The following is a 24,515-nucleotide window of genomic DNA, read 5'->3' on the forward strand; positions in this document are numbered from 1 at the left end:
AACACTGGTTCCACGGTGCGAAATTCGGCGTCGATCCAGTGCGACCAGCACGCAAGGTTGATGCCATGCGCATCGATGTGCACACCCACGTCGTCCCGCCCGACCTCCCTGACTTCGCGACCTCGCTCGGGGATCCGAGGTGGCCCGTCTTCCGTCTGGAGGGATCCACCGGTCGCCTGTGGAAGGACGGGGCGGAGGTCCGCGCCGTTCCGGAAGCTGCCTGGTCCGTCGATCGCCGCCTGGATCACATGGACAAGGTCGGCGTGGATGTCCAGGTGCTCTCGCCGCTCCCGCCCCTGACGGTCGACTGGGCCGACGAAAGCTACGGCTTCGCATTCTGCGCGCAGGTCAATTACGGGATCGCAGAAATGGTGCAGCGAGCGCCCAGCCGATTGGCGGGTCTCGGCATGGTGCCGCTGCAGGACTGTGAGCGCGCCATCTGCGCCTTGGAGGACGCCCACGGCTTAGGCCTGAAGGGCGTGCAGATCGGGACGCAGGGCGGCACCCGGGAACTCGACGACCCGCAGATTCGCGACTTCTTCGCGCGTGCCGCCGAACTCGGCATGACGATCTTGGTGCATCCGTTGATCTTGGGCGCGTCGGTCCCCTGGACGACGCGCATTTCCGGGCTGCCACTGACGTTCGGCCTCGGCATGACCACGGACACGGCGATCGCGGCCGCCGCCCTGGTCCTGGGCGGAGTCACGGCAGAGCTGCCCGACCTCCGTATCTGCCTCGCCCACGGCGGCGGGACGTTCGTCTGGGCGCTCCCGCGGATCGCCCACGCTTGGGCGATGACCAACGATGTCCCGCTGGCTCAGCAGATGCGCAACGTCTACGTCGACACCGTTGTTTACGACCGCGCCAACCTGGACCACCTCATCCGCGTCCTCGGCCCGGATCGCGTCATTTGGGGAACCGACTACCCCCTGCCCGCTGCGGCGGAGCAGACGGGCGAGTTACTGGCGGGACTCCCGGACGAACACGCGGCAGCAGTGTCGGGCGGCAATGCCGCCCGCCTACTCGGCCTCTCTCCCTAGGGGACCGCCGGCACGCGGACCGGGATCGAGCGGAAGCCCTGGGTCGGCCAGATCGTGCGCACGACATCGCCGTTGGGTGCGAACTCGCTGAACGCGTCGAGGAACTCGCGGATCGCTGCGGCGATCTGCACCCGGCCGAGGTCCGCGCCGACGCAGTAGTGCGCCCCGAACCCGAAGCTGACGCTCCGGGTGACCGGCCGGTCCAGGACGAAGGTGTCCGCATCCTCGAACTGATCCTCGTCGCGGGCCGCAGCGGCCCAGACCAGGGCCACCTGCTCGCCGGCCTTGATCGTGCGGTCGCGCAGCTCGATGTCCTTCGTGCAGGTGCGCCCGAGGCCGATCAGCGGGCCGTAGAAGCGCACGATCTCCTCCACCGCGCGCGGAATGAGCTCCGGCTCGGCCCGCAGCCGGGCGGCGTGTTCCGGGTGGTGGGCCAGGTGATGGAGCGCATGGCCGAGCGAGTTGGCACTGGTGTCGTGACCCGCCGAGGTGAGCAGCATGTAGTAGCCGTGGATCTCGGTCGAGGTAAGGGAGCGCCCGTTGATCCGCGTCGCCAGGAAGGCACTCATCAGGTCGTCGCCGGGATTGTCGGTCTTGTCCTTGATCTCACGCTCGACGTAGGACCTGACGCTGGCGGCGACCTCGAGGATGAGGGGGACGTTCCCGGTGCTGAACGCGGTGCTGATGTTCCACGTCCAACTGCGGAACTCGGACCACATGTCCTCAGGGATGTTCAGGGCCAGGCACAGGGCCTCCCCCGCGAACGGCTGGGCGAACTCCTCGGACGCGTCGAAGGTCTCGCGTTCGCGCAACGGCTCGATCAGCGCCCGGGCCAGCTCACGCAGGCGAGGCTCGAAGCCCTGAATGCGCGGCTTGGAGAGGAAGGGCGTGAGGACCTGGCGGTAGGGGCCGTGGTCCGGAGGGTCGCTCTGCAGCGGCAGCCAGGGAAAGCCGAGGTCCAGGTGCGGGACGGCGAACTGCTGCTGAGAGGAGAAGGTCCCCGGGTCCTTGCACGCCTTGACGATGTCCTCGTGCTTGGTCAACGCCCAGAAGCCACCGAAGTCGTCGCTCCAGGCCACCGGGCAGCGCTCCCGCATGTCCTTGAACCTCGCGGCATACGTCCCGTCCGCATCGGGGACGAGCGGGCTCCAGTCGGCGGTCTTGGTCCCGGTCGATTCGTCAGTCATGGGCTCACCTTGCTCGGGAGCGATCCCGGGCGCCAGCGTTCATTCCCGGCAGCCGGAACGTCGCTCGGCCGACGGCTCAGAGGCCGTGGCTCCGGCACGTGGCCGCGATCTGGTTGGAAGCCCAGCGAAGCTCGTTGACCACCTGGGACTTGACGTTCTCGGTCGCACGCATCGTCACCGACAGAGCACCCATCGGCTCGCTGGTGCCGGGCCGGAGGATCGGAACCGCGATGCAGCGGATGCCGAGTTGGGATTCCTCGTGGTCGTGCGCGACGCCGGTCTCCTTGGCCTTGGCCAACTGCTCTGACAGAAGTCCGCGATGCACGACCGTGTGCGGGGTGAGCCGGCGGACCGGCCGCGCCAGGTGCTCGGCGATCACGTCCGGGGGCGAGAACGCGACGAGGGCCTTGCCCACGCCGGTGCAGAGAGCGGGCATCCGACCGCCCACGCGGGCCGGGGTCGCGACCGAGCCTGCCCCGTAGAGCTTCTCGACGTAGAGCACCTCGGCCCCTTCCAGGACGGCCAGGTTGATCGTCGCCCGGGTACTCGCGTACAGATCAGTCATCAGCGGGACCGCGGCCTCGCGAAGGCTCCGCGGGCGGCAGTCCGGCACGAGAGCTCCCAGCTCGAACAGCGCGCGGCCCAGCATGTAGCGGTTGTCGTGCCGCTGGACGAAGCGTCGCTCGACCAGGACGGCGAGCAGCCGGTGCGCAGTGCTTTTCGACAGACCTGTGCGGGCCGCGATTTCGGTGACGCCGAGGACAGCACCGGCGCCGCGGAACGAGTCCAGAACCGCAATCGCCTTGGCCGCGCTGCTGCCGAAGTCCAGATCACCCCCGGCCAGACGCGCGGCCTCGGGGACAGGGGCAGCGAGCTCTCGGGTTGCCGGCATCAGTGCCTACCTCTCGTCCGCTTGGCGCGGCTGCCAAGTGACGCCGCTCACGAGGACTGTAGGACGCCAGGGGCGTTTGGACAACAGGGTTGTTGACCGACTTTTCAGAATCCAGACTCGTCATTAGACGCCATGTGCATCCCGCTGGACAACGTGTGCACCGACAGTTCGCAGGCGACTACGGGACGAGTCGTTCCATCCCCCGGCACCGCGAGGGGCACGGATGCGGTCGCTCCTAGCACGCTGCTGTCATGACGAGCTCATCCGTGACCCCGCAGTCCGTGTCCTTGCGCGAGATCGCCGACGAGCTGGACCGTGCAGCTCGCACCGGCGTGCCGACCGGGCCTCCCTCCGCCCACCACGACGGCTTCGACGTGGACGCGGCCTACGAGGTCCAACGGATCAACATCGGCCGGGCGGTCTCCCGGGGCGACGTGCGTGTCGGCCACAAGATCGGTCTCACCAGCCTGGCGATGCAGCAACAGCTCGGCGTGGACTCGCCAGACTTCGGGGTGCTGCTGGCGTCGATGAACGTGCCGAACGGGTCGACCGCGGCGCAGCCGCTGTTGCAGCCGCGGATCGAGGCCGAGATCGCGTTCCTGCTCGGCGCCGACCTGGACTCGGCGGATCTCGGCGTCGAGGACGTTCTGGCCGCCACCGACGCTGTCATGCCGGCACTGGAGATCATCGACAGCCGGATCGCCGACTGGAAGATCACGTTGCCGGACACGGTGGCCGACAACGCCAGCTCGGGTGCCTACGTGTTGGGCACCGCTGTCCCGCTGCCGGCCGACCTGCGCGAGGTCGAGCTGGTGCTCACGCGCGGCGACGAGGAGGTCGGGCGCGGCCTGGGCAGCGCAGCCCTCGGTCATCCGGCCGAGTGCGTCGCCTGGCTGGCCAGGACCCTACGAGCTCGCGGTGACGTCCTCCGAGCCGGTTCGGTGATCCTGTCCGGCGCCGTACACGCCTCGGTCCCCGCCATCGGAGGCCAGACGTTCACCGCGACCTCGGCGGTCCTCGGCTCGGTGTCCGTCACGTTCCCCGCGCGCACAGAGGGGCAGTCGTGAGTGCACTGCGTTGCGCCGTGGTCGGGCCCGGGAACATCGGCACAGACCTCGTCGCCAAGTTGCTCCGCACCCCGGGGCTGGAACCCGCTGCACTGATCGGCATCGACCCGGGGAGCGAGGGCCTGCGGTGGGCCGCGGCACGAGGCGTGACGACGAGCGATGCCGGCGTCGAATGGTTACGGGCCAACCGCGAGGAGGTTGACCTGGTTCTGGAGGCCACCAGTGCGGGGGCCCACCGGGCCAATGCGGCGCTCTACGCCGAGCTCGGTCTGCAGTGCATCGACCTCACCCCGGCCAAGCTCGGTCCAGGTTGCGTGCCGCCGGTCAACCTCGACGTCGCGCTCGACGCTCCGGACATCAACCTGATCAGCTGCGGGGGTCAGGCGACGATCCCGATCGTGGCCGCCGTTCGGGCCGTCACCCCGGTCCCGTACGCCGAGATCGTGGCGACCATCGCCTCGGCGTCGGCGGGGCCCGGCACCAGGGCGAGCATCGACGAGTTCACGCGAACCACCGCCGGGGGCGTGGCCGACATCGGGGGCGCCGAGCGCAGCAAGGCGGTCATCGTGCTCAACCCGGCCGATCCGCCGGTGCTGATGCGCAACACGGTGTTCTGCGCGATCGACGCCGACGTCGACCTGGCCGCCGTGGTGGCCTCGATCGAGGAGATGCGCACGCGGGTCGCGGACTACGTCCCTGGCTACCGGCTCACGGCAGCCCCGTCGTTGTCGGCGGATCTGCTGCGCTTTCCCACCTGGGAGTCAGCGACCCCGCTGCGCCGCCTCGCCGTCAGCATCGAGGTCGAAGGCGCCGGGGACACCCTGCCGCCCTACGCCGGCAACCTCGACATCATCACCTGCGCGGCGGTCCGGTTGGCGCAGGAAGTCGCCGCACACCGAGGGGTTCTGGCCGCATGAGTGGGATCTATCGTCTCGGCCGCGAGAGCGCACCGCCCCAACCAGGTCCGGCGCAGCTCGAGCTGGCGGCCGCCCATGGTTTGAGTGGGATGAAGGGCATCGACGTCACGCTCGTCGACAGCACGCTGCGCGACGGCAGCCACGCCGTGAACCACCAGTTCACCCCGGCCCAGGTCCGGGCGGTCGCAGCGGCACTGGAGCACGCCCGGGTCCCCGTCATCGAGGTCGCGCACGGCGACGGGCTGTCCGGCTCATCGCTGGTCTACGGACTCTCCGGCACCGACGAGTACGAACTGATCCGCGCAGCCGCGGACGTCACGGAGAACACCGCGATCGCCGTCCTGCTGCTGCCAGGAATCGGGGTCAAGCAGGACCTCGACCGCGCGCAGGAGCTCGGGGCGTCGGTGGCCCGGATCGCAACGCACTGCACCGAGGCGGACATTTCCGAACAACACCTCGCCCATGCTCGCGAGCGCGGAATGCTCACCGTGGGCTTTCTGATGATGTCTCATATGACGACGCCGGCGGCGCTCGGCGAAGAGGCCGCCATCATGGCCGGGTCGGGGGCCGAGGTCGTCTACGTCGTGGACAGCGCCGGCGCGATGCTCCCGGGCGACGTCGCTGCGCGGGTCCTGGCGATCCGCGACGCCACCGACGACCAGGTGCTGGTCGGCGTCCACGCCCACCACAACATGGGTTTGGCGGTGGCCAACAGCCTGGCCGCGGTACACGCCGGCGCCCGCTGGGTGGACGCGTGCGGCGTGGGCCTCGGTGCGGGCGCAGGCAACGCGCCGCTGGAGATGATCGCCGCCTCGTTCGAGAGGGCCGGGATCGGCACCGGTGTGGACGTGCGCGCCGCCATCGACCTGGCCGAGGACGTCGTACGCCCGCTCATGACCCGACCGGTTCAGGGAGACCGGCCCAGCGTGCTGCTCGGGTACGCCGGGGTCTACGGGTCGTTCCTCATCCACGCCGAGAGGGCCGCCGCGCAGTTCGGGGTGCCGATCGCCGACATCCTGCTGGAGATCGGCCGGCGCAAGGCGGTCGGTGGTCAGGAGGACCTCATCGTCGAGGTCGCCGCCGGGCTGGCGGCTCGGGGCGCCCAGGCTCCCCGGTCAGAGCGGACCGTGGGTGCGTCCGCGTGACGGCGCTGAGCCAGGACCCCACCGTCACGTCGTCCGACTGGACGATCGAAACCCTGCACGCCGCTTTCGAGCGGCAGCGCCAGGAGCACCTCAGGGCCGGGCCACCAGATCTCGCCCTGCGACGAAATCGGCTCGACCGCCTCGGCGCAGCCCTGGCCGGCAACGCCGACGCGTTGGTGCGGGCGATCAGCGCGGACTACGGCAACCGTCCTCTGGCGGGAGCCCTCGCCGCCGAGGTGCTCCTGCAGCTGGAGGACATCCGGAGCACGAAGAAGAGCCTCGCCACCTGGATGAAGCCGCGTCACCCGCAGCCGCGTTATCTGCGGGCGGCGGGACTGGCGACCGGATTGAAAGCCTGGGTCGAGCCGACTCCGCTCGGGGTGGTCGGCGTCATCGCGCCGTGGAACTTCCCAGTGGCCCTCGCGGTCCAGCCCGCCATCGCCGCGATCGCCGCCGGCAACCGGGTGATGATCAAGATGTCGGATCTGACGCCCCGTACGGCCGAGGCCCTCCGGTCGGCGATCGCCGCGCACTTCGACCCGGCGGAAGTCACCGTCGTCACCGGCGACCTGGACATTGCCACCGCGTTCAGTTCGCTGCCGTTCGACCACATCTTCTTCACCGGCTCCCCCGCGGTGGCCAAGCACATCCAGCGCGCCGCGGCGGACCACCTCACACCGGTCACGCTCGAGCTCGGCGGCAAGAGCCCGACCGTGCTGGCGCCGGACGCCGACGTGGCCAAGTGGGCAAAGCGAATCGTGAAGGCGCGACTGGCCAACAGTGGGCAGCTGTGCCTGAGCCCCGACTACGTCTTCGTGCCGCGCGCCCGGGTGAACGCCTTCCTCACCGCCGCCGAGGACGCCTGCCGCAAGGCCCTGCCCACCGTTGCCGACAACACCGACTTCTGCACGATCATCAACGACAACCATTTCCGGCGGATCAGCGCCCTGATCGAGGACGCCCGCAAGCGTGGCGCGACCGTGCGCGAGGTCATCCCCGCCGGCGAGCGACTGCCCGACGCCGCGACTCGGCGGATCCCTTTCACCCTCCTCACGGACACCACGCCGGACATGGAGATCATGCAGGAGGAGATCTTCGGGCCGGTGCTCCCCGTCGTCCCGTACGACACGGTCGACGAGGTCATCGACGAGATCAACAGCCGCCCCGTCCCCCTCGGCTCGTACTGGTTCGGCCCCGACTCCGCGGACTTCCGCCGCTTCGTCGCGCGGACTCGCAGCGGCGGGGTGACGAGGAATGACTTCGCCCTGCACGCCTCCCTGGCCGGGCTGCCGTTCGGCGGGGTCGGAAACAGCGGAACCGGCTACTACCACGGCCAGTACGGCTTCGAGACCTTCAGCCACCTCCGCGCCGTCGCCGTGTCTCCGAACGCTTTCAGCCCTGTTTCCCTGCTCTCGCCTCCCTTCAATCCGGTGCTGGAGAAGGGCTTGCGCTCGGTCGTGGGGCTGTGGAGCAAGCGACTGGGCAAGAAGGCCACCCCCCACCACCGACCGAAAGGCACCACCTGATGGGCATTCCGACCGCGTTGGTCACCGGGGCGGGCGCCGGCACCGGCCGCGAGTTCGTCAAGCTCTTGCTGGACGACGGTGCGAAGGTTCTCGCCGTCAGCCTGCTCAAGGACGAGCTCGACGACCTCGTCGCCGAGCTCGGCGCCGGGGACGACCGCCTGGTGATCCATCAGGCCGACCTGTCGGAGCCCGACGCCGCCGAAGCCCTGGTGGCCTGGTGCGAGGAGAACGGCCACGTCGTCGACATCCTGATCAACAACGCCGGCTTCGCGGTCTACGGGCTGCCCACCGAGGTCGACCTCGACCGGGTCCAGACGATGATCGGCCTCAACGTCACCACCTGCATGAAACTCTCGATCGCGTTCGCCCGCCAGATGCGCGATCGCGGCCGCGGGCGCATCCTCGTGATGGGCTCGACGGCGGGGATGGCCCCGACCCCGCGCCTGGGTGCGTATTGCGCGACCAAGGCCTTCACGAACAGCTTCCACTGGAGCCTGGGCTCGGAACTGCGCGGCACGGGGGTGACGCTCACCGTGGTCACGCCGGGCGGCTTCCAATCCAAGTTCGCCAGCACCGCCGGCGTCTCCGGACCGGCGCTGCTCACCAAGGTTTACGAGAAGGAGAAGCTCGACGCCAGGGGCGTGGCCGTCAAGGCGTACGCGGCCATGAAGAAGGGCCGTCCGACCGTGACGGTGGGCGCCGCCGGTCATGTCGCCAAGGGTATGGGCCGCGTCTTCTCCCCGCCGTTCATGGCCCGCTTGTTCAAATCGATGTAGCCGAAGGAACTTCCATGACCGCCGTGACACCCACACTCCACCAGCGCGCCCAGGCGTTCTGGATTTATGCCGGCTTGATGTCCGTGGTCGCCTTCACCATCGGCTGGGTGGGTCTGGAGGGCTTCCTGCCGCCGCTCGCGCCCTCAGACGGGCCAGAGGCGATCACGCAGGAGTTCGAGGCCCGGGCCACCGGTATCCGCCTCGGCGCCATCTTCATGATCGTCGGCACGATGTTCTGGGTTCCGTGGGCGACAGTCGTCGCGGCGCAGACGCGGTCCACCGAGGGCGTCCGACCGGTGAACGCCTGGACCCAGATCGGGTCCGCGGCGGTCGCGACCGCCGTGATCATCATGGGTCAGATGTTCTGGATCGTCGCCGCGTTCCGGGACCGGTCCCCGGAGATCACCCAACTGCTCAGCGACATGGGTTTCATCTGCGAAATCCTCCCCTTCATCATCTTCGTCGTGTGGAACATCGCGCTGACCTGGTCGATCTTCCTCGACGACCGCGCACAGCCCGCGTATCCGCGGTGGGCCGCCTACTTCTCGCTCTGGTGCGCGCTGCTCTACGTGCCCGGCGGATGCCTCGCCTTCTTCTACGACGGCCCGTTCGCATGGGACGGGGCGCTGGCGTTCTATCTGCCGGCCATCGCCTTCTTCGTTTGGTTCCTCGGCTTCTCGCTGCTCACCCTCCAAGCGATCAAGCGCCAGCCGAGCATCGATGGCCACGCCGAGGTCCCGGCCGCCGAGGCCCCGACGGCGCCGGTAGGAGTGGCCTGACCATGGTGACGATCAAACCGGTCAACTTGAAGGACTCCCCTAACGCGCACCTGCCGGGCGAAGCCGGCGTCTGGGTCTTCATCTTCGGCGACATGCTCGCCTTCGCGGTCTTCTTCGTGACTTTCACGATCGCCCGCGGCGGTGACCCCGACCTGTTCAACACCTCGGCGCGCGAACTGGAGGTGACATTCGGGGTGGTGAATACCCTCTTGCTGCTCAGCAGTTCCTGGTTCGTCGCCACCGCCGTGCGCGCGGTGCGGGCCGGCGAGCGCATGCTCGCGAGTCGGCTGCTCGGCGGCGCCATCGCCTGTGGCTTGGGCTTCGTCGGCAGCAAGGCCGTCGAGTGGTCCGCGAAGGTGGATTCCGACATCACCCCGACGACCAACGTGTTCTTCACGTACTACTTCACCTTCACCGGGATCCACCTGCTGCACCTGCTGCTCGGTCTGCTGGGTCTCGTGATCATGCTCCGGGTGGTGCGGCGGCCGCCCCGCCCGTCCAACCAGCTCGTGCTCGAGGCCGGGGCCACCTTTTGGCACATGGTCGACCTGCTCTGGATCGTCCTGTTCCCGTTGCTGTACCTGATGAGGTGACTCCAAGGTGAATCCCGCTCTGCAGACCCTGGCCCGGCACCGTCAGACCACCGTTGTGGTGGTCCTCGTCGTGGCCACCCTGCTGTCCTGGGGCCTGAGCGTCGAGCACGCACTCGACGGTTCGACCGGAACCAAGATTGCGACCGTGGCCATCCTCGGCATCGCCTTCGTCAAGGTGTCGTTCGTCGGGTTCGACTTCATGGAGATCCGGGGCGCCCCCGCGGTGCTCCGGTTGTTGTTCCAGATCTGGCTCGTCGTGGTCTTCCTGACCATCGCACTGTCGTACCTGATCGCCTGACCTACCAGGCTGCCGCGGCGCGTTCTACGGACCGGAACCATCGCGTCCAAGGGACAGCCCGACGCTGCATGCTCACCCCTGGGAAGGCGAAGACGCCGAACGATGGAGGACGTCGTGACCGAAGGCATCGATTCCGAGGCGCGCAGTTTTCCCGACCTGATCGCCCGCTCCGCCGTGCGATTCGCGGACCGGGACGCTGTGATCGACGCCGCGCACCGCCTGAGCTACGCCGATCTGGATCAGCAGATGCGCGCCGCCACGGCCGCCGCGGCCGCGGCCGGCATCGGGCCCGGCGACCGAGTGGCGATCTGGGCGCCCAACTGTGTGCGGTGGGTCGTGGCCGCGCTGGGGGTGCAGGCCTGCGGTGCGGCGATCGTCCCGCTGTCGACGCGGTTGCGGGGTGAAGAGGCGGCTTACGTGATCCGAGCCAGCGGCGCCCGCGCCCTGTTCACGGTGCGCGGTTTCCTCGACGTCGACTACCCGGACTTGCTGACCTCCGCGGCTCCGGACTGCATCCTCCCCACCGTCCTACTCGCCGGCGCCGCCCGCGGCGACGAAGCGACCTGGGACACCTTCCTCTCCAAAGGCCGGGACGTGCCGGCGGCGGAGGTCACCGCCCGACTGGACGCCGTGGGACCGGACTCGGTCTCCGACATCATGTTCACCTCGGGGACCACCGGCGTCCCCAAGGGCGTGCTGACCACCCACAGGCAGAACCTGCTCGGCTGGCGCGACTACGCCAAGGCCCTGCTGCTCAACCCGGACGACCGCTCGCTGATCGTGCTGCCGCTCTCGCACAACTTCGGCTTCAAGGCAGGCTTCGTCTCGAGCGCGCTGGTCGGGGCTGCCGGGGTGATGCTCGACGTGTTCGACCTCAAGCGGGTCCTGAGCCTGATCGAGTCCGAGCGGATCACCGTCCTGTCCGGCACGCCCACGCTCGCCCAGGGGGTCCTGGACAGTCCTTTGCGGGCGGAGTTCGACGTCACCTCACTGCGCAAGGGGACCATCGCCGGCTCCGCCATCCCGGTGGAGCTCATCCACCGGATGCGGGCGGAGAACATCCTGCCGCACGTCATGAGCGGGTACGGCCTGTCCGAGTGCGCCGCGGGCGTCGCGCTCTCCGAGGTGGACGACCCGCCGGAGAAGATCGCGACCACTTGCGGGCGGGTCCGTCCACATGTCCAGGTCCGGGTCATCGACGACGACGGCAACGAGGTGCCGACCGGGGAGCCAGGGGAGATCACCGTCGCGGCTCCGACCGTGATGCTCGGCTACTACGACATGCCCGCCGAGACCGAGGCGGCGCTGGTCGACGGCTGGCTCCGTACCGGGGACATCGGAACGGTCGATGCCGAGGGGTACCTGCGCATCACCGATCGCAAGAAGGACATGTTCATCGTGGGCGGGTTCAACGCCTACCCGGCGGAGATCGAGCTCGCCCTCATCCAGCACCCAGAGATCGCCGAGGTCGCGGTCGTCGGCGTCCCGGACGCTCGAATGGGCGAGGTCGGCGCGGCCTTCGTCGTCCGCACCCCCGGGTCCGAACTGGACGCCGACACCCTCACCCCCTGGATGCGGGAGCGGCTCGCCAACTACAAGGTGCCGCGGCACGTCCGCTTCGTGGACTCGCTCCCCCGCAACTCCATGCTCAAGGTCGACAAGCTCGTGCTGCGGCCGCAGGCCCGCGCCCTGTTCGCGCCAGAGCCGGCGAGGACCGAATCCCACGTCGAAGGGAACGCATCGTGAGGACCAGAATCCAGCTGATCTCGCTGTACTGCGGCCCGATCGGAATCCTGTTCTGGCTGTTCGGCTTCTTCCTCATCGGTGGACTCATCCCACCGCCGGAGCCGAGTTCGACCGCCGAGGAGATCGCCGGCTTCTACCGCGACGAGACCAACGGGATCCGGGTCGGGCTGTTGCTGACCATGATCGGCAGCGCCCTGACCGCCCCCTGGGTCGCCGTCATCGCCGCCCAGATGAAGCGCATCGAGCGGGAGTACTCACCGCTGTCGATGACGCAACTCGGCTGCGGCATGCTCGGCATCCTGCTCTTCATCTTCCCCGTGATGAACATGCAGGCGGCAGCGTTCCGTCCCGAGCGCGAGGACGACCTGATCCTGCTGATCAACGACATCGCCTGGATTCCGTTCGTCGGAGTGTGGGTGCTCGCCTCGATCCAGAACCTCGCGATCGCCGGCGCGATCTTTATGGACAGGGAGGGCGCAGTCTGGCCCCGCTGGGTCGGCTACTTCAACGTCTGGACCGCCCTGCTGTTCTGCCCCGGCTCGCTGCTCTACTTCTTCAAGGACGGACCGTTTGCGTGGGACGGTGCCCTGTCGTGGTGGTTCGTGGTCGTCGTCTTCGTGCTGTGGTTCGCCGTGATGCTCGTGACGACCCGTCAGGCGATTCTCAACCAGAACCTCGATGGCGAGGATCGGGACGAATTTTCGGTGGCTGCCGCCCCTCAATCCCGCTGAGCACCAGGTCGGCCACCGCCCACGTGAGGCGCGCCCGTCCGGGCGTCCTCATGCCGGCGAAGAGGACCTCGTCGTGCAGCGCCAGCCCCAGCACCATCGAGATGATGGCTCGCACGGTCAGCTGCACGTCGATGTCGCGCAGCCCCAGTTCCTCGCCGTGTTCGGCAATGGCTTCCTCGAGCCGACGTAGGGGTGCGGCGAAGTTGGCGACGGGCCGGTTCGCCCCGGCGACTTCGTGCCGGTGGTATTCCAGGTAGGTCAGGCAGAGCTCCCGGTTCCGGCTCATGAAGTCGAAGAACGAGCAGACGAACGAGTGCACGAACTCCGCGCGCGACGCGGATGACGGGTGCAGCAGCGGACGTTCCCAGGAGTCGGTGAACTCCGCGACGAACGCCTCGTACCGGCCGACGACGGCGGCGTCGAACAACCCTGGCTTGCTGCCGAACTGGGTGTAGACCAGCGCCTCGGACACCCCCGCGATGCGCGCCACCTCGCGCGTCGTCGTGCCCGCGTACCCCCGGGCCGAGAACGCCTCCTGGGCCGCGTCGAGAATCGCGGCCCGAAGTTGCGCGGTCGTGCGCCGTCGCCGCTTGCGCGGGATTTCCTCCATGAGCCACCACCGGTCGTCGTGGGAGAGGTTCCGCCCCTCAGAACGATTCATAAGGAGCGATTGCTCCTCAAGCGTACGTTGCAGGGCAGTTCAGGTCGTCGAGCGGGGGAAACCGTGATGATCTCCAGATACGCCGCGATGGACGCACGCGCCCGCGAGAAATTGGCGGTCGCCCTGCTGACCACGTTCCTGCTCGGGTGGATAGCGGTCTGCCTGGCGATCCAGGCCTGGCAGGCCCACCACCACGGTTACGGCGGCGGCATCACCAACCGCGGCCACCTCCCGGACGAGATCGTCGAACGCTTCGGCGGCACCCCGGGGATGACCAAGGAGGAACTGATGGAGCTGACCAACCGATGACCGCCTTCTTGGAGGACACCGCGCGGATCTCCGCGACCCTCGCGGTGCTCGCCCTGGTCCTGCTGGTGTGGGCCTTGATCCTGCCCAATCTCACGCCGTTCCCGGTGACGTTCACCCCGTCGCAGGCCGAGGCCGAGCGGCAACGCGCGGCGCGCTACGAGCGCCTGCACCGAACGACCCTGCGGGTCGACATCATCTTCTTCGTCTGGCTCGTGGTCGAAGGTGCCCTGCTCGTCCCCTGGCTGTTCCTCAAGTATGGGATGCAGTGACATGACAGAGACGGCAAGTTCCGCCCTCACGCAGTCCGCCGCCGAGGTACAGGAGCAGGCGGAGGCGCAGGCCCAGGCCGATCGCGGGGACCGCTGGTTCATCAGCGGCTGTGTCGTCTGCGGCACCTGGGTACTCGGTCCGATCGGCGTGATCATGCTGATCTACGGCATGGTGCAGATGAAGAAGGCGGAGCGACGCGGCGCCAGCATCCGGCCCTGGGCCATCACCTGGATCGGCGGATTCATCCTCGTCGACACGTCGGTGAACTTCTTCGCCTGGGGCATGGACTTCCTCTGGGCCCACGACTCGACGTTGGGCTCCAGCCTCTGGATCGATTACGGCCGCCTCGTCGACGGCGGCTACATGTACGACTACAACACCGACCGGCTCGGCGGCGTGGCCGACAACGGTGAGAAGTCCGTGCAGCTCGCGATGGTGCTGATGGGCATGCCGATCAAGATGGTGGCCGCCTGGGGCTTTCTCCGGCTGAAGCAGTGGGGCCTGCAGTGGACGCTGATCTCGTACTGGATGTACTTCGCGTTCTGGATGGTCTACCTCACCAACATGATGCAGGACTACCCGTTGCGATTCGGTAGTTCGGACTACGGCGTGATCGGCTTCTGGTTGCTCGTGAACGTGCCGTTCCTCGGGCCTCTCGTGCTCCTGCCCTATCTGCACACGGTTCGACGGGACCTGTGGAAACCATGAGGGTCTTCCGCCGAGCGCCCGAGGTCCGATCCCCCAACGAAGAACCCCTGCGCTTCACGGACTCGGCGTCCACCTACTCCTTCGCCGATGTCGCCGGGCTGGACGAGGTGATCGCCGAGCTGCGGGACATCGTGGACTACCTGGCCGACCCGGCCCGGTTCGACCTGCTCGGCGCGCGGGCGCCCACCGGCATCCTGCTGCACGGCGAACCCGGGTGCGGGAAGACCCTGCTCGGGCGGGCGTTGGCCGGCGAGGTCGGCGTTCCGTTCTACTTCGTCTCTGCCACGAGTTTCGTAGAGCGGTTCGTCGGCCTCGGCGCCTCCCGGGTGCGGGAGCTGTTCGACACCGCCGGCGCGGACGCACCCTGCATCGTGTTCCTCGACGAGATCGACGCCGCCGGCCGCCGGCGGAGCGACGGCGCCGGGGACCGGGAGTTCGACCACACCCTCAACCAGCTGCTCGTCGAGCTCGACGGCTTTCTCGGGGCGACCGGCGTCGTGACCCTGGCAGCCACCAATCGGCTCGAGCTGCTCGATCCGGCATTGGTCCGGCCGGGCCGGTTCGATCGAAAGATCGCCGTGCCACTCCCTGGTCGGAATGGCCGACTCGCGGTGTTGCGCCTGCACGCGGGCGCACGGCCGTGCGAGCCCGAGGTGGACTGGTCCCAGGTCGCCGATGCCACGGCGGGGCGCTCCCCCGCCGAGCTGGCCAATCTGGTCAACGAGGCGGCCTTGCTCGCCGCGCGCAGACGGGCGGTCGCGCTGGCCTGGGCCGACGTCGAGGAGGCGCTGGAACGGCTCGCGCAGAGCCCGACCCGCACCGGGTGCCGTCACTGCGGGGTGAGCGGCGCGGACTGACGGTACGTCAGGTTCTGGCTCCCGTCGCGGCGCACGAGGCCGCGAGCCGGGCCACCGTCGCGTGAAACTCCGCGATCGTGTCGGCGAGAATCTCCGCCACCGGCCGGATCCGGTCGATCCGGCCCACCGACTGCCCGGCTCCGGCCAGCGAGGCGTCCATGTCGCCGTCGCGGTAGAGGTCGTCGGCACGGTCGAACTCGGCGAGGGTCACGACCTGGCCGCACAGCGCCAACGAATGCGCGGTGCGCAGGGCGCGAATGGTCGGCTTGGTGTTCTCGTTGAGCAGCACGGTGTCGGTCTCGGCGGCCGCCACGAGAGCCGCCTTGTAGTTCGCGTGGACGGGTGACTCCTGCGAGGCCACCAGCGCCGTCCCCATCTGCACGCCCTCGGCGCCCAACGCGAAGGCCGCCGCCATCGACACGCCGTCCACCACGCCCCCGGCGGCGACGACCGGCAGATCGGTGTTGCTGGTCACCAGGGGCAGCAACACCATGGTCGAGGCGCCGCCCGGTTGTTTGAATCCGCCGCCCTCACTCCCCTCCACGATGAGGCCGTCGGCCCCGGCCTCCTCGGCGCGCTGCGCCGCGGCGAGCGTGCCGACTACGTGCAGCACGCGAAAACCCCGTGCTTTGAGCATGGGCAGTACCGGGCGGGGGTCCCCCGCCGAGGTGGTGAGCACTTTCACCCCGGCGGCCTGGACGACGTCGAGATAGCCGGCCACCTCGATACTGCGGTTGCGCAGCAGGTTCAGCGGCAGGTTCACGCCGAACGGGTTGCCGGTCCGATCCGCCATCGAGGCGACCTCGGCCGTCATGGCGGCCAGGTCCCCCGAGCCGGCCTCCAGGATGCCGAACCCACCGGCTTCCGACGTCGCCGCCACGAGCTGCGCCCGCGACACCCAACTCATCGGCGCCTGCAGGATCGGGATTGCTACCCCGAGCATCTCGGTGACCCGCGTTCGCAGCACGGGAGAAGTTGTCGTCATCGCTCGAGGATTGTCGCGCCCTGCCGGGTTCCGGAGCGGTCGATGTGCCGACCGACGGAACGCCCGGGCAGGACGCGACCGGGGGATGCCGGACAGTAGACCGCAGGAGAACTCAGTCAGCAGGCAAGAGAGGAACGGCGTAATGGGCAGGGTGCGGGCATGCGGGGTCGACGATCTGGCGGACGGCGGCTGCATGCAACTGAAGGCAGGCCCGACCATCGCCCTGTTCCGGGTTGACGGCGAATTCTTCGCTACCGACGACACCTGCACCCACGAGGACTGGTCCCTCGGGGACGACGGCGAAACCGAGGGCTACGAGGTCATCTGCGCCCTGCACCAGGCTCGGTTCGACGTGCGCACCGGCGAGGCCACCGGCTTCCCCGCCACCGAGCCTTTGAAGACCTACCCGGTCCTGATCGACGACGGCCAGGTGTGGGTCGAAATTGGTCAGTGAGCAGGTGTAGGCAGCTCATCCCATGACAGCTGACGAAACTTTAACCGTGGGACTTGTCAGGTGACGAACTTTTCGTGCTAGTTTCTGGCAATGAGCGGCGCACGAATGGCGGAACTCCTGTTCGACGAGGCCGATGCGATCAGCACTCGCGAGCGGCTGGTGATTTCCGCGCTGCAGGCCTTTTCCTCCACCGGCTACGACGGTGTGAGCGTCCGTGAGGTCGAACGGGCCTGCGGGGTCAACCGCGGTCTGATCGCCTACCACTTCGGATCGAAGGAAGAGCTGTGGCGGGCGTGCATCGACCTGCTGATGGCCAAGTTCCATGAAGAGATGACGAAGTATCGCGGCGTGCTGCGTGTCGTCTCTCCCGAGGAACGCGCCAAGGTCCTGCTCAAGATCTACGTGAGTTTCGCCAGCAAGCACCCGGAGTTCTTCCGCCTGCTGATCGTGCACGGCGCGGACGAGTCCAGCCGGATGGAATGGCTGGTCAAAGGTCTCAAGGAGACGCTCAACTTCTTCGGCGAGGTCACCGGATCCTCCTCCGACTCGGTGACCGCCGAGGAAGAGGCGATGGCCTGCTACCTGTTCCTCGGCGCGGCGTCGACCATTTTCGCCGTCCCCAGTCAGTGCCAGATGCTCTTCGGCGTCGACCCCCGCGACCCCGAGTTCATCGAACGCTACACCGACGTCGTGGCCTCCTTCGGCTTCTACGACCCCCGCCCCCTCGGAGGTAAACCGTCATGACTGCCACCACCGCCGTTGAGGACTCGATGTCATCCGTGTCCAAGGCCCTGGTCATTCTGGAGGTCATGGCTCTCTCCGACGGCCGAGCCATCGGCGTCTCCGACCTCGCGATGGTCACCGACATGCCCAAGAGCACTGCACACCGCCTGTTGAAGGCGATGGAGCAGCGCGGGTTCGTCGGCCGGACCGGGTCGAAGTACCGGGTCGGCACCCGCTGCCTCCAGCTGAGTTCGGTGGCCCGCTGGTCCGAGTACGGGATCCTTCTGGAGCACGCCGCACCGGCCATGGAATGGCTCTTCGAGCGCACGGGGGAGACGGTCCACCTGGCCGTGCTCGACGGGCCGGACGCGCTCTACCTGGAGAAGGTGAACGGGCGCGGCGGCTGCCGCATGCGGACCAAGGTCGGGATGCGCGTTGCCGCGAACACCACGGCCATCGGACGCGTCCTCCAGGTGTGCGCTGCAGAACGCGGGGAGCCGGCCCAATTGGGCCGGCAGTCCTGGGCTGCCGGCCTCCGGGCGACCGGAGCATTGTCCTGCACTGACACCGTGCAGCCGGCCTTCGCCGGCGTCGCGGCGCCGGTGAGCCTGGTCGGCAGCGACCGGGCGGTGGCCGCCCTCTCTCTCGACGGCCCGGTGACGCGGTTCAAGCCGGACCAGCACGCCGGCCTGGTCCGGGAGGCGGCCGCCCGCCTGTCGCGTCGCCTGGGTCCCTACCTGGAGGGCACCGCCTGAGCCGGCGTCCGCTGGACCACACGAGGAAATCCCCCTCCGCAGAACGCGGAGGGGGATTCTTTTGTGTGTCCCGTGTCTGCTCGAGATCCATCGTGGACCGGCGGGCCAACGGAGCACTGTCCTGCACCCGACACGGTGCAGCCGCCTTCGCGGGAGCCGCCACGGTGAGCCTGGTCGGCAGCGACCGGGCGGTGACCGCCCTCTCCCCCGACGGCCTCGTATCGCGGTTCAAGCCGGACCGTCGGCCGCCGGGAAGACCACGAAACGAAACAGAATCCCCCTCCGCGACCCGCGGAGGGGGATTCTCGTGGTCCCTGCTGGCCGAGCCCTCAGTCCCCGATGCAGGTGATCTTGCTGCCCTGCGGAGCGGTCCAGCCGTCCGTACCGAGCTTGGCCACGCTGTAGCAGGGATTGATCGGGGTGGGCTTACCCGCCTGGTAGGTGAGCGGCGGCGTAAGTCCGCCCAGGGTTTCGTTCCTCAGCGACGTGACGCCCTTGTAGATCATCGCCGAGGTCACCGGTCCACTGCGCGCTTCGGTGGCGACCTTGGCGAGCGCGGCCTCGAAGAGCTTGCCCGCGATCCACCCGGAGATCGACGACTGGTCCATCGTCTGGCCCGGCGCGTAGCGCTTGGCCGCGTCCTGGAAAGCCTTCGCCGCCGGGAAGTCACTCACCATGAAGGGGACGGTGGAGGTGCCGAGGTAGATGGGCGCATTGCGCAGGGCTTCATCGCTCGAGGACTGCGCCCCGATCGCGAGCGGAACGGTGGAGAACGGAGGCTTGAAGCCGAGAGCGTTGCAGCTGCGGACCAGCCGCGAGAGCCCGGAGGCGTCGAGGAACGCGAACACCACCTGACTGTTGTCGGCCTTGAGCGCTTGGCATTCCGCGGTGTAGTCCGACTGCGTGAGCGACACGGCCTTGTTGAGGCCGGCCTCGACACCCGCGTCCTTCGCGATCTGTGCCCAGTTCTTACTGCTGAGGCCGCAGATCGAGGCCTCGACGCAGTAGAGCAGGCCGGCCCGCTTGGCTCCGGCTGCCTGCGCCATCGTCTTGATGGAGCCGACGAGGCTCGGAATCGGCGATCCGCCTTGCGGGAACATGTAGGTGCTCTGCGTCCACTCCGGCGCGGTCATCTCGCCGCCCACGACGGGAATCTTCGCCTTCTCCGCGGCCGGGCGCATCGCCGCACCCGTGATCGGCACCCCGGCGGCGACGATCGCGACGGCCTTCTTGTTGTTGACCAGTTCGTTGAAGTTCGACTGGACCCGGGTGGGGTCGGACGCGTCGTCCATCGTGTAGAGCACGATGGGATGGCACTGCACCCCGCCCCGGGCGTTGACGTCCTTGACCCACATCTGCAGACCGAGGCGCAACAGGCCGGTGGAGGCACCGACGATGCCCGACGCGGCAAGGGTCTGTCCGATGACGATGGGCTCGAGTTGCTTGGTACAGGCGGCCGCGGTGGCCGACGCGGCGTTGGTGGACGTCCCGGCCGCCGGCTTGGTCTTACCGGTGTTCGCGCTGGTCGATCCGCTCGTCTGGGCCGTGTTCGTGGTCGCCGTCGTGCCGCCCCCCGGGGCGACCGCTCCCGGGACGGCGGCAGCAGCGTCCGGCGCCCCCACGACTGCGCCGGTCGCGTCCGGCGTCGTCGCCCCGACGGCGGCGTCGGACTCGCCGAGGGCGCCCAGGCCCGCTTCCTCGACCGAGACCACGCCGCCCTCGGCCTTGACGAGATCGGCCTCCGACTGGCGCGTGCCGCACCCGGCCAGGATCAGGGAGCCGCACACGACCAGGGCGGCGATTCCCTTGCTTGACTGCAACTTCATCATGTCTGGTTGCTCCCTAGGAACGGATCGGCCACGCCCAGCGGAGTGGGACGGTTCAAGCGTTGCTCAGTTCACGCGGACGTTCGCCCAGTGCGATCCGTACCCCGGCCGGGCCCGCCTTGCGTTTGGCGTTCTTCACGGCACCCGTTGCGAGGAGCTTCTGCACGGCACCCTGGGAGTTGATCGCGGTGAAGATCGCGATCACGCCGAAGCTGATCTGGAGGGCGATGTTCGCGTCCGGGTTGCTGATGTAGTTGGGCACGACGTAGAGCAGCACCGGTGCGACGATCGCGACCGTGATGGTGCGGCGCCCCGAGATGGCGAGCACGGCCAGCGCCACCAAGGACTGGATGTACACGAAGGAGTCCTGGTTGACCGAGCCGAACAGCGAGGCGAGCAACGCCCCACTGACTCCGGCCAGGAACCCGGAAATGCAGAAGACCAGTACTCGAGCCACGTTGACGGACAGGCCGAGGGTGACCAAGGCCGTCGGGGAATCCGACAGCCCGCGCAGGAGCCTCCCCATCCGCGACCGTTCGAGCAGGAGGACGAGCGCAACCGCCGCCACCGCGAAGGCGAGTAGCAGGTAGTAGTACTTCTTGTCGTCGTCGAAGCCGCTGGGACGGCCCGATTCCAGAGCGCCGAAGCCGAACATGAAGCTTTTGCCGTAGCCGTACTGCGCGACGAAGATGCCGAAGCCCAGCGTGGCCAGCGCCAGATACAGACTGGAGAGTCGGATGGCGGGCACCGCGATGATCAGGGCGGGCACGACGCAGACCAGGCCGCCGATCAAGACGGCGAGCCCGAACGGCACTCCCCGTCCCAGCATGTGTGCGAACCCGCAGGCTCCGATCGCCGCAAAGGCGAAGTGGCACAGGGAGATCTGGCCCGAGGTCCGCACCAGCAGATGCAGCGAGACGAAGAGGATGACCTGCGTCAGCGCCTGGTTGTAGGCAGGGAGGTGGGTCCCCACGAAGCCGAAGTGGGGAATGCCGAGGATGAAGGCGCCGCCGGCGGCATAGGCGAGCAGCCGGGTGCGGGTCCGAATCGCCAGCGGCGCCGGAGCCGGGACAGACTTGACGACCTGGCCGACCTCGACGAGCTTGTGACGCGGGATCACGAGCAGCCCGATGAACAGCACGATGAACGGCACGGCCAGGTCGAGGCCCTGGAAGTACTCGTGGGTGCCAACGGCCTTGCTGCCCACCTTCTGTGCCACGCCCACAACCAGGCCGCCCACGAAGGCCAGCGGCAGGCTCTGGAAACGCCCGATGGTGGCGGCCCCGAACGCCTGGACGACCAAGAGGGTCAGGACGTTGACGTCGAGTTGGGCCTGCGTCGAGGCGAAAAGGATGCCCGAGACGGAGGCGAAGCACGACCCGATCACCCAGGCGCTTCGACGAACACGGGCCGGAGCCTGACCGGTCATGTCCAAGAGCTGCGGGTCGTTGACGACCCCGCGCATCGCGAGCCCGAGTCGGGTCCGCTTGAAGAACAAGGCCAGCCCTACGGCGGACGTCACACCGATGCCGGCAATGATCAGCTGCTCCACCGTGATCCCGACCTGCGCCACCGTGAACGCGGTGTCGCGAGGGAGGAACGGGGCGAAGTACTTGCCCTGATCGGTGAAGATCAGGCTGATCGTCGAGCGAATCGCCACCAGCAGACCGACGGTGCCGACGATCTTGTAGACCGTAGGAACCGGGGACAGCGCGACGGCCAGACGTTCCAGAAGCAGCCCGGCGAGCGGGGCGAACACGAGCACGACCAGAGCCGCCGCCACCGGCCAGGGCAGACCACGCTCCTGGCGGAGCTCGAAGAATGCATAGGCGCTCGCGGCGCAGACAGCGCCGTGGCTGATGTTGAACACGCCAGAGGTCTTGTACGTCAGCACCAGGCCCATGGCGCAGATGCCGTAGACCGATCCCGTGACGATCCCGATGACGATGAAAGGAGTCCACTCGCTCACGGCCGGCACACTCCGCATCGGCGCAGTCCGGCCTCGGCCAGCGCGCTCTCCGACACCGGCCGCACGTCCTTACCGGCGATGAGCAGACACCCGGCGCGGTGGGCCCGCGTCATCGCGGACCCGACGAGGAGCTCGTTGCCGAGGTCCTCCACGGAGACCGCCCGAACCGGATAGGCGAGGTACACCCGCGGCAGGAGCATCGCCCGGGCGGCCCGTACCTGACGGAAACCGGCCGCCAGCCAGACCATGGGTCCGAGGCCGGACACAGCGAGCGAGGCAATCCCGACCACGAGCCAGATCTCCTGGTCACGCAGGGCAGACTCGCCGCTGGCCATCCACCAACAGACCCCAATGCCGATCAGGCCCAGAGCGGCAGGGATCGCGGCCCTGCGCCGGTCCACGGCAGTCCAGGGCGACGGCTCGTCGATCCTCGCCACCGGCAACACGGCCTGGGGGCGGCGGCGGGCGACCATGGCTCGCGCCGGAGCCGCGGTTGCGCTCATGAGCGGTGACGCGCGCCGGCGCCGGCCTCAGCGCGACCGCCGGAACGATCCACATCGAGGCGGTTCAGATGACCGTTGAGCTCCCTCAACTCGCGCCATTCGTCGCGTAGGTCGGCGGACAGCCACAGCGCGGCGCCCAGCCCGAGCAGAAAGATGCCCAGCAATCCGGCGGAGATGACGTAGGGAATCTGCCCGGCGACGTGCGAGGTGCCCGAGGTCCCCACCCAGCCGAGGAGAAGCACGAGGAGGCCGGCGACCACGCTCAGGACCGCGCCAGAGCGGTCCCACTGGGTCCGGACGTACTTGATCAGGTCCACAGCCGTCGCACTCCGATCAGTCCCAGGGCCCAAGCGGCCAACAAGGTGACGACACCGGCGGCAGCCAGCGCCAGATAGATGTCAAGGCCGCCGGCGCCCTTGAGCGCAGTGCCGACTCGCACGAATTCAGCGGCAACCGTTTCCTCGCCGGCCCCGGAGACTCCTGGCACTCCGGAACCAGCGACGGGCACACCACCGGCGACTCCTGCCGTGGTTCCCGGCAGCACTCCCAGGCCTGCTGCGTCCACGCCCGCCACTCCGGTCCCGGGGGCCGCCGTCCCGCCCTCCGCACCGCTCGGCTGGATGCCCGTGGGCACCTCCGATCCGAGCGGAGTGAGGTCGACGTTCGCCACCGTCAGGCCGGTGGTCATGGTGACCGGGGTCGGGCCCGAGTAGTACTGATTCTCCGGTGGGGCCGGGATGTCGAACCTGAAGTTCGCGACCGGCGCGATGATGCCGTTGCTGGTGATCTCGGCGGCCTGGTAGGTGAACGTGACGCCGGCTGCCTTCAAGCCATCGATCACCGGCTGCGCCGGGACCGTGTACTTCTGCGTCTCCTGGCCAGGTGCCGTCACCACGAAGTAGCCGTCCTGAATCCCGAGCTGCGGGGCGACGAACGTCGTCCCCCCGGCCGGGAACGGGAACGGCGGTGCAGGGATCGGCGGCACGTTGGGCACGCCCGGCACCGGGATCGGGATCGGGATCGCCTCCGGCGAGCTCTTCGGCACGGTGAAAGACAGCCCGGGCACCGAGATCAAACCGATGCTGAGTGAACTGGAGCGCGTGAGCTTGCCCGTGGTTCCGTCTGCCGTCGTCTCGGCCCGCGAGCGGACCCCGGACAGCTTGAAAACCCCGGACAGGTCCACGGCCTTGTACTCGGCCTCGGAGGTCGAGGTCACCGACCCGTCCTCGGCCTCGTCCACGCGCGCGTCGGCGCTGCCGCCGAAGGCGGTGGTACCGGCGACACCCGACGCAATCGTGGAGGTCGTACCGCTCTCGGCGCGCAGCGTGATGCCGGGGTACGACCGAACGACCGGCTTCTGTCCAGCGCCCGAGGAGGCGATGAAGGGGTAGGGCGGCACCGGAAAACCCGTGATGGCCGATCCCAGACCCGGCAGGGTCGGGACGACGTCGCCGAAGTAGGGGAACGAGGCATTGGCATCCCGGGTCGACAGACTCGTCTGGTGCGCATCAGCTTCCGGCCCGATCGCCTGCACGACAAAACCCACGGGAATCGAAGGATTGCGCAGCGTGAAGTCGATGCCGACCGCCTTTGCGTAGGCGTCGTAACTCGTCTCCGCCCCCACGGGGCTGGCGAGCATCAGCGACGACGCGGCGACCCCTCCGAGCACGCCGAGCAGGGGCAATGCCCGAACCCACCGTCGAGACATACGTCCCTCCGCATCCGTGAGGCTGAGCGCCCTGGCGGCGCTGTGACACTCACCATGGCGACCGGGCCGACCAGATGACAGACAAGTTCC

Annotated in this window: 27 protein-coding genes; 18 read left to right on the forward strand and 9 right to left on the reverse strand. The window is 68.5% G+C overall.

Annotated features, from left to right (window positions below; translation table 11 throughout):
* Window positions 1–65: 65 nt before the first annotated feature.
* On the forward strand, window positions 66–1,040 hold the full coding sequence (locus SPOPO_RS27490) for an amidohydrolase family protein (RefSeq protein ID WP_019873367.1): 975 nt from the start codon (window positions 66–68) through the stop codon (window positions 1,038–1,040).
* Here the strand turns inward: SPOPO_RS27490 and SPOPO_RS0103370 are convergent.
* Both SPOPO_RS0103370 and SPOPO_RS0103375 read right to left on the reverse strand, forming a co-directional pair.
* Window positions 1,037–2,227, reverse strand: a complete 1,191-nt coding sequence (locus SPOPO_RS0103370; RefSeq protein WP_019873368.1) for a cytochrome P450 — start codon at window positions 2,225–2,227, stop codon at window positions 1,037–1,039. The two genes, SPOPO_RS27490 and SPOPO_RS0103370, sit on opposite strands and share 4 nt — an antisense overlap.
* Before the next feature lie 76 nt (window positions 2,228–2,303).
* Window positions 2,304–3,119 (reverse strand): IclR family transcriptional regulator, encoded by an 816-nt coding sequence (locus tag SPOPO_RS0103375; protein ID WP_019873369.1) that lies wholly within the window; start codon window positions 3,117–3,119, stop codon window positions 2,304–2,306.
* A gap of 251 nt (window positions 3,120–3,370) precedes the next feature.
* Between SPOPO_RS0103375 and SPOPO_RS0103380 the strand changes: the two genes are divergently transcribed.
* The 10 genes from SPOPO_RS0103380 to SPOPO_RS0103425 all read left to right on the forward strand — a co-directional run bounded on the left by SPOPO_RS0103380 (window position 3,371) and on the right by SPOPO_RS0103425 (window position 12,697).
* Window positions 3,371–4,186 carry a 2-keto-4-pentenoate hydratase gene (locus SPOPO_RS0103380; protein ID WP_051098269.1) on the forward strand — a complete coding sequence of 272 codons (816 nt, stop codon included), beginning with the start codon at window positions 3,371–3,373 and terminating at the stop codon, window positions 4,184–4,186.
* Window positions 4,183–5,103 (forward strand): acetaldehyde dehydrogenase (acetylating), encoded by a 921-nt coding sequence (locus tag SPOPO_RS0103385; RefSeq protein WP_028984485.1) that lies wholly within the window; start codon window positions 4,183–4,185, stop codon window positions 5,101–5,103. The genes SPOPO_RS0103380 and SPOPO_RS0103385 overlap by 4 nt, the downstream gene beginning before the upstream one ends.
* Window positions 5,104–5,192: 89 nt before the next feature.
* A complete protein-coding gene (gene dmpG, locus SPOPO_RS0103390; protein WP_019873372.1) occupies window positions 5,193–6,248 on the forward strand; it encodes a 4-hydroxy-2-oxovalerate aldolase in 1,056 nt (351 codons plus the stop codon).
* A complete protein-coding gene (locus tag SPOPO_RS0103395; RefSeq protein ID WP_019873373.1) occupies window positions 6,245–7,774 on the forward strand; it encodes a coniferyl aldehyde dehydrogenase in 1,530 nt (509 codons plus the stop codon). The genes dmpG and SPOPO_RS0103395 overlap by 4 nt, the downstream gene beginning before the upstream one ends.
* On the forward strand, window positions 7,774–8,550 hold the full coding sequence (locus tag SPOPO_RS27495; protein ID WP_019873374.1) for an SDR family NAD(P)-dependent oxidoreductase: 777 nt from the start codon (window positions 7,774–7,776) through the stop codon (window positions 8,548–8,550). Before SPOPO_RS0103395 ends, SPOPO_RS27495 begins: the two co-directional genes overlap by 1 nt.
* Before the next feature lie 14 nt (window positions 8,551–8,564).
* On the forward strand, window positions 8,565–9,329 hold the full coding sequence (locus SPOPO_RS32330; protein ID WP_019873375.1) for a hypothetical protein: 765 nt from the start codon (window positions 8,565–8,567) through the stop codon (window positions 9,327–9,329).
* 26 nt (window positions 9,330–9,355) lie between these two features.
* The gene (locus tag SPOPO_RS0103410) at window positions 9,356–9,922 is read left to right on the forward strand and encodes a cytochrome c oxidase subunit 3 (RefSeq protein ID WP_028984486.1); all 567 of its coding nucleotides are present in this window, start codon (window positions 9,356–9,358) and stop codon (window positions 9,920–9,922) included.
* A gap of 7 nt (window positions 9,923–9,929) precedes the next feature.
* A complete protein-coding gene (locus SPOPO_RS0103415) occupies window positions 9,930–10,220 on the forward strand; it encodes a cytochrome C oxidase subunit IV family protein (RefSeq protein WP_019873377.1) in 291 nt (96 codons plus the stop codon).
* Window positions 10,221–10,334: 114 nt separating this feature from the next.
* Complete coding sequence (locus tag SPOPO_RS27505; RefSeq protein WP_211210844.1) at window positions 10,335–11,966, forward strand: AMP-binding protein; 1,632 nt, start codon at window positions 10,335–10,337, stop codon at window positions 11,964–11,966.
* Window positions 11,963–12,697: a hypothetical protein gene (locus tag SPOPO_RS0103425; protein WP_019873379.1), complete on the forward strand. Its 735-nt coding sequence runs from the start codon at window positions 11,963–11,965 to the stop codon at window positions 12,695–12,697. The genes SPOPO_RS27505 and SPOPO_RS0103425 overlap by 4 nt, the downstream gene beginning before the upstream one ends.
* On the opposite strand, the gene SPOPO_RS32335 is transcribed toward SPOPO_RS0103425, so the two are convergent.
* Window positions 12,630–13,358 (reverse strand): TetR/AcrR family transcriptional regulator, encoded by a 729-nt coding sequence (locus SPOPO_RS32335; protein WP_019873380.1) that lies wholly within the window; start codon window positions 13,356–13,358, stop codon window positions 12,630–12,632. The two genes, SPOPO_RS0103425 and SPOPO_RS32335, sit on opposite strands and share 68 nt — an antisense overlap.
* 66 nt (window positions 13,359–13,424) lie before the next feature.
* On the opposite strand from SPOPO_RS32335, the gene SPOPO_RS0103435 reads away from it, so the two are divergent.
* Genes SPOPO_RS0103435 through SPOPO_RS27515 form a run of 4 tightly spaced genes read left to right on the forward strand, consistent with a single transcriptional unit; the run spans window position 13,425 to window position 15,502 of the window.
* The gene (locus tag SPOPO_RS0103435) at window positions 13,425–13,667 is read left to right on the forward strand and encodes a hypothetical protein (RefSeq protein ID WP_019873381.1); all 243 of its coding nucleotides are present in this window, start codon (window positions 13,425–13,427) and stop codon (window positions 13,665–13,667) included.
* Entirely contained in the window at window positions 13,664–13,936 is a 273-nt protein-coding gene (locus SPOPO_RS0103440; RefSeq protein ID WP_019873382.1) for a hypothetical protein, read from the forward strand. The genes SPOPO_RS0103435 and SPOPO_RS0103440 overlap by 4 nt, the downstream gene beginning before the upstream one ends.
* A gap of 1 nt (window position 13,937) precedes the next feature.
* A complete protein-coding gene (locus tag SPOPO_RS0103445; RefSeq protein WP_019873383.1) occupies window positions 13,938–14,645 on the forward strand; it encodes a hypothetical protein in 708 nt (235 codons plus the stop codon).
* Window positions 14,642–15,502, forward strand: coding sequence for an AAA family ATPase (locus tag SPOPO_RS27515; protein ID WP_019873384.1), 861 nt, complete (start codon window positions 14,642–14,644; stop codon window positions 15,500–15,502). Before SPOPO_RS0103445 ends, SPOPO_RS27515 begins: the two co-directional genes overlap by 4 nt.
* Window positions 15,503–15,509: 7 nt before the next feature.
* On the opposite strand, the gene SPOPO_RS0103455 is transcribed toward SPOPO_RS27515, so the two are convergent.
* Window positions 15,510–16,469 carry a nitronate monooxygenase gene (locus SPOPO_RS0103455; RefSeq protein WP_019873385.1) on the reverse strand — a complete coding sequence of 320 codons (960 nt, stop codon included), beginning with the start codon at window positions 16,467–16,469 and terminating at the stop codon, window positions 15,510–15,512.
* 160 nt (window positions 16,470–16,629) lie between these two features.
* Between SPOPO_RS0103455 and SPOPO_RS0103460 the strand changes: the two genes are divergently transcribed.
* From SPOPO_RS0103460 to SPOPO_RS0103470, 3 genes are all read left to right on the forward strand, one after another.
* Window positions 16,630–16,941 carry a non-heme iron oxygenase ferredoxin subunit gene (locus tag SPOPO_RS0103460; protein WP_019873386.1) on the forward strand — a complete coding sequence of 104 codons (312 nt, stop codon included), beginning with the start codon at window positions 16,630–16,632 and terminating at the stop codon, window positions 16,939–16,941.
* Between the two features lie 90 nt (window positions 16,942–17,031).
* Window positions 17,032–17,685: a TetR/AcrR family transcriptional regulator gene (locus SPOPO_RS0103465; protein WP_156869525.1), complete on the forward strand. Its 654-nt coding sequence runs from the start codon at window positions 17,032–17,034 to the stop codon at window positions 17,683–17,685.
* Window positions 17,682–18,419, forward strand: a complete 738-nt coding sequence (locus tag SPOPO_RS0103470; RefSeq protein WP_019873388.1) for an IclR family transcriptional regulator — start codon at window positions 17,682–17,684, stop codon at window positions 18,417–18,419. Before SPOPO_RS0103465 ends, SPOPO_RS0103470 begins: the two co-directional genes overlap by 4 nt.
* A gap of 329 nt (window positions 18,420–18,748) precedes the next feature.
* Here SPOPO_RS0103470 and SPOPO_RS0103475 read toward each other — a convergent pair whose 3' ends face one another.
* The 5 genes from SPOPO_RS0103475 to SPOPO_RS0103495 are packed head-to-tail and all read right to left on the reverse strand — an operon-like array spanning window position 18,749 to window position 24,401.
* Entirely contained in the window at window positions 18,749–20,248 is a 1,500-nt protein-coding gene (locus tag SPOPO_RS0103475; RefSeq protein WP_019873389.1) for an ABC transporter substrate-binding protein, read from the reverse strand.
* Between the two features lie 52 nt (window positions 20,249–20,300).
* Window positions 20,301–22,214, reverse strand: coding sequence for a branched-chain amino acid ABC transporter permease (locus tag SPOPO_RS27520; protein ID WP_156869527.1), 1,914 nt, complete (start codon window positions 22,212–22,214; stop codon window positions 20,301–20,303).
* Window positions 22,211–22,717: a hypothetical protein gene (locus SPOPO_RS0103485; RefSeq protein WP_156869528.1), complete on the reverse strand. Its 507-nt coding sequence runs from the start codon at window positions 22,715–22,717 to the stop codon at window positions 22,211–22,213. The genes SPOPO_RS27520 and SPOPO_RS0103485 overlap by 4 nt, the downstream gene beginning before the upstream one ends.
* Window positions 22,714–23,034 (reverse strand): hypothetical protein, encoded by a 321-nt coding sequence (locus tag SPOPO_RS0103490; protein WP_019873392.1) that lies wholly within the window; start codon window positions 23,032–23,034, stop codon window positions 22,714–22,716. Before SPOPO_RS0103490 ends, SPOPO_RS0103485 begins: the two co-directional genes overlap by 4 nt.
* Complete coding sequence (locus tag SPOPO_RS0103495) at window positions 23,025–24,401, reverse strand: hypothetical protein (RefSeq protein ID WP_019873393.1); 1,377 nt, start codon at window positions 24,399–24,401, stop codon at window positions 23,025–23,027. Before SPOPO_RS0103495 ends, SPOPO_RS0103490 begins: the two co-directional genes overlap by 10 nt.
* Window positions 24,402–24,515 lie beyond the last annotated feature (114 nt).

Source organism: Sporichthya polymorpha DSM 43042 (genome assembly GCF_000384115.1).
Taxonomy (GTDB): Bacteria; Actinomycetota; Actinomycetes; order Sporichthyales; family Sporichthyaceae; genus Sporichthya; species Sporichthya polymorpha.